The organism is Actinophytocola sp., assembly GCF_045807065.1.
In the GTDB taxonomy this organism is placed as follows: Bacteria; Actinomycetota; Actinomycetes; order Mycobacteriales; family Pseudonocardiaceae; genus Actinophytocola.
The window spans coordinates 1-4266 of sequence record NZ_JBJMIE010000574.1; the positions used below are offsets into that span (position 1 = coordinate 1).

Sequence of the window (4266 nt, forward strand, 5' to 3'; positions counted from 1 at the left end):
ACCTCGACCACGGCGTCGAGCTGGCGAGACGCATCGACACCGGCATGATCCACATCAACGACACGACGATCCACGACGAACCGATCGTCGCGTTCGGCGGCAACAAGCACTCCGGCATGGGCCGCCTGAACGGCGAGTGGAGCCTGCACGAGTTCACGACCCTGAAGTGGATCTCGATCCACCACGGCCGCCCGCGGTTCCCGTACTGACCGCGGGCCGCGCCTGTGCGCGGCGGGTCCGCCTACCACCCGCCGCGCACAGGCACAATCGAGTCATGATCCTGCGCTACGCCGCGTTCACGACCGACCCGGCGACGGGCAACCCCGCGGGTGTGGTCCTCGACGCCGAGGGACTGACCGACGAGGAGATGCAGCGCATCGCCACGGACGTCGGCTACTCCGAGACGGCGTTCGCCGTGCCGGTCGCCGACCGCCGGTTCGCCGTGCGTTACTTCAGCCCGCTGGCCGAGGTCCCGTTCTGCGGCCACGCCACGATCGCGACGGCGGTAGCCCTGGCCGAACGCGACGGCCCGGCCCCCGTGCGCTTCGACACGAAGGCCGGCGAGATCCCGGTCCACACCGAACTGAGGAACGAGATCGTCGCAACCCTGACCAGCGTCCCCACGCGATCCCGCCCGGCAACGGACGACGAGCTGACCCGCACCCTGACGGCCCTCAACTGGTCGACCGACGACGTCAACCCGGCGTGGCCGGTCCACGTGGCGTTCGCCGGCAACGACCACCTGATGCTGGCGGCGGCCACCCGCGCCCGCCTGGCGACCCTGGACTACGACTTCGAGGCACTGCGGTCGCTCATGCTCGACGCGGGCTGGACGACCCTCCAACTCTTCTGGCCGGAGACCGACCACGAGGTGCACGCCCGCGACCCGTTCCCGGTGGGCGGCGTGGTGGAGGACCCGGCGACAGGCGCCGCGGCCGCCGCCTTCGGCGGCTACCTGCGGGCCATCGGCCGCGTCACCGAACCCCGCGAGCTGACGATCGTGCAGGGCGAGGACATGGGCCGCCGCAGCGAACTGACGGTGACCGTGCACCCGGCGGATCCCCGAGTGAGGGTCACCGGCACGGCGACACGCATCCCGGCCTAGTCACGGACCGAGGCAAGCCCGTCGATCCACCCCAACAGTGCCCGCGTGGCCCCGGGCGCGAGCCGGTTGGCAACGGCACCCACCTTGGCCTCGGGAGTGACCGGCACCACCACCCGCCCGTCCTTCACCGCGGCGACAACCGCGGCCGCGACCTTATCGGGCCCGAACCCCCGCCGCCGGTACAGCTCGGTGGTCCGGGCCCGCCGCCGCCGTTCCTCGTCGGCCGCCGTCCCGGCGAACCGCGTGGTGGTGGTGATGTTGGTGTGCACGAAGCCGGGGCAGATCGCACTCACTCCGATCCCGTCCGGGGCCAGTTCCCCGGCGAGGCACTGGGCAAGCATGAGAACCCCGGCCTTGGTGGTGCTGTAGGCGGGCAGGGAGGGCAGCGGGAGGAACCCGGCGGCGGAGGCGGTCACGACGACGTGCCCTCCTTCCCCGCGCTCGACCAGCGGCGGCAGGAACGCCCGCAGAGTGTTGATCACACCCCAGAGGTTGGTGTCGAGAACCCGCCGCCAGTCCTCCTCGCTGGTCTCGAGGAAGCTCCCGGCAAGCCCCACCCCGGCGTTGGCCATGACGAGATCGGGAACCCCGTGCTCGGCAAGCACATGGGCGGCCAACCGCTGGGTAGCGGTGCCGTCGGCGACGTCGAGCTGAAACGCACTCCCCCCGACCTCGGCCGCCGTCCGCTCGGCGGCACCGAAGTCGATGTCCACACAGAGCACGTCGGCCCCCTCCCCACCGAGCGCGAGAGCGGTGGCCCGCCCAATCCCGCTCCCGGCCCCGGTGACAAGGGCAAGCCGCCCACTCATCCCCGAACGAGAGTCCCCAACCCGGGCGCGCCCCAACTCCCGAGACGCGGCCGCCCCGTCCAGGTGATCGATGAACTCACCCACCATCCGAGCCACGACGCCGGCCCGCTCACGAACAGCCCAGTGCCCAGCCACGAGCGGCCGCCGCCACAACCGGTCACACCAGGGATCGGCCGCGGTGAGGATGGCAGGCGTCACAAAGGGATCCTGAGTAAGCGCAATCTGCTGAACGGGCGTGCTCACCCGCCGAGGCTCACCCCGCCCACCCCGATTGGCCCGGTAGAGCTCAACCCCGTTCCGCGCATCCCGATACCCAGCCCGAAACTTCCGCCGAAGCGCAGGAATCCCCCACACAACTTCGGGCAGAACCGGCACCTGAAACGCCCCGATGTACCAGGAGTGGACGAGTTGCCGCAGCACGTCCCGCCGCCGCCCCCGCCGCACCCACTCCCCAACCTGATCAAGATCAGGCCCAGAGACCGAGGTGAAGGAGGCGAAGAGGTCGGGCCGAGCACCCACCGCAGCCCACCCCTGAACAGACCCCCAGTCATGCCCGACAAGGTGCACAGGCCCACCCACAGCCTCGACAACCGCAACAAGATCCCCCACCAGCTCCTTCATGCGGTACCCATCCCGCCCCCGAGGCGCCGCCGACCCCCCAGCCCCCCGCACGTCATAACGCACAACCCGAAACCGCCCCCGCAGCCCGTCGACCACCCCATCCCAAACGGAAGCATTGTCCGGATACCCGTGAACCAGCAGCACAGTGGGCCCGCCAGCGTCTCCATCCTCATAAACAGCCAGCCGAACCCCACCCACATCCACCCAGCGTCGACCCATGAGGCCACGGTAGTCGCACCCCCCGAAACCCCATGCGCTAAGCTTCAGCCGAGAACGAGCCCACGTAGCTCAGGGGATAGAGCACTGCCCTCCGGAGGCAGGTGTCGCAGGTTCAAATCCTGCCGTGGGCGCCCCTTCTTCACCTGCACATCTAGGCCGCTGACCAGGCCAAACACACTCCAGTATTGATCATGGCTTGTCCGGCCGTGTCCGGCTGACACCGCCTATCTACGGACATCCGTACCCAATGCCTGCCCAAGGATGGCCCCACTCCCCCGGTCATGTGGATCACACAAGGTGGTCCAGCCGCGCCGTCTGACGGACACGTTGCCGACCAGCTCGCCGACGGCCTGCGTGCCCTCGCGGTGCCTTACCAAGATCAGCTCGCGAGTATGCGCAGACGAGGGCAGACACGGACCGATCTGCGGTCAGCCGGGCATCGTGGATCTCGGTTCCAGCCGTGCCCCTGGTCGTGCGACTGCTCACGCTGGCCGAGTCGTAGGGCTGGCCGTCGCGCGCTTGGGCCCGGAGAGCGGGCGACCCCCACTCAGGTGCAAGAGCCTCGTAGGCCCAGAGCACAGTCTGGTTAGGGCTGATCGAGTGCTTGCGTGCCATGGGTGACCTCCCGGACCGGTTTCGGTGGCCCCTGCTCGGAGCCCGTTCCCCTGTCCTGGCCGCAGTTAGCACCGGGTCGGCGGTGTCAAGAGTGGAGCGAAGCGACATCGCGCCAGCGACGCGACGAAGGAGCGCTCTTGATGCCGGCGGCCCGGTGTTAAACGATCAACAGGGCGTGTGAGGGGGCGGCGTTGGTGAGGCGCTGGTGCCATGGCTCGGGGTACGAGGGTTGCGTCAATGCGGGTGGCGGGCGGCGGCCGTGAGCGGAGCGGCAGGCCGTCCGCCCGCGCGGCGCGCTTGCGCGCCGCCTTGATCCCATAGAGCCAAGTTCGGCAGCACACGACACGACAACGACAACGAGCCGGCAGCCGACAAACGAGCCAGCGATCCCGGCAGCGAGTCATTCGACAACGTCATCGGGCACAAGCTCTGCGACATCGACGAGACAGCTCCGACCGAGGACCAGTTGCACGAGCTTCACGAGAGGCCACAAAAGGGCATCTTGGGCACTGCCTGTCTAACACCGTCCCTGCAGCTAGGAACCCGCCGCGACGAGTTCCTCGGCAGCGGTCACACCGGGCGGGAGCAACCGAATCGTGCGCTTGGCAGCGTCGTACTCGATAAACCGCGCCTTATGTAGTTTGAGGTTCCCCCCGAAGAGTGGACACCGAGTTAGCAGGGCGTTGCCCTGCTGGAAGGATGTCCGTTATGTCTGCCCGGAAGCGTCGGTCCTACGCGGCCGAGTACAAGGTTGAGGCGTCGCATCGTGTGATCGATACCGGTCGTACGATTTCCGAGGTCGCTCGCGAGCTGGGAATTGACCCGGGGATGTTGAGTGTCTGGGTCAAAGACGAACGTCGTCGAGTGGGTGCGGCAGCGGCGACTGGAGACGAGCCG

The 4266-nt window shown here is 68.6% G+C and carries 4 protein-coding genes and 1 tRNA gene; 4 read left to right on the forward strand and 1 reads right to left on the reverse strand.

The features are described 5' to 3' along the window. Both ACJ73U_RS33610 and ACJ73U_RS33615 read left to right on the forward strand, forming a co-directional pair. Nucleotides 1-209: aldehyde dehydrogenase family protein (locus tag ACJ73U_RS33610; protein ID WP_407781775.1), on the forward strand; the 209-nt coding region annotated here is incomplete at its 5' end. 65 nt (nt 210-274) lie between these two features. Continuing rightward, the gene (locus ACJ73U_RS33615; protein WP_407781776.1) at nt 275-1105 is read left to right on the forward strand and encodes a PhzF family phenazine biosynthesis isomerase; all 831 of its coding nucleotides are present in this window, start codon (nt 275-277) and stop codon (nt 1103-1105) included. On the opposite strand, the gene ACJ73U_RS33620 is transcribed toward ACJ73U_RS33615, so the two are convergent. Beyond that, the gene (locus tag ACJ73U_RS33620) at nt 1102-2754 is read right to left on the reverse strand and encodes an SDR family oxidoreductase (protein WP_407781777.1); all 1653 of its coding nucleotides are present in this window, start codon (nt 2752-2754) and stop codon (nt 1102-1104) included. The genes ACJ73U_RS33615 and ACJ73U_RS33620 overlap by 4 nt on opposite strands. Nucleotides 2755-2812: 58 nt before the next feature. Here ACJ73U_RS33620 and ACJ73U_RS33625 point away from each other — a divergent pair. Beyond that, a tRNA-Arg gene (locus ACJ73U_RS33625) sits at nt 2813-2885 on the forward strand. Nucleotides 2886-4077: 1192 nt separating this feature from the next. Further along, the coding region (locus ACJ73U_RS33630; protein ID WP_407775401.1) for a transposase at nt 4078-4266 on the forward strand (189 nt) is incomplete at its 3' end.

Excerpts from the sequence above, each read along its gene's own strand:
- ACJ73U_RS33620 (WP_407781777.1), bottom strand. The coding sequence starts at position 2,754 with ATGGGTCGACGCTGGGTGGATGTGGGTGGGGTTCGGCTGGCTGTTTAT.
- ACJ73U_RS33615 (WP_407781776.1), top strand. The coding sequence starts at position 275 with ATGATCCTGCGCTACGCCGCGTTCACGACCGACCCGGCGACGGGCAAC.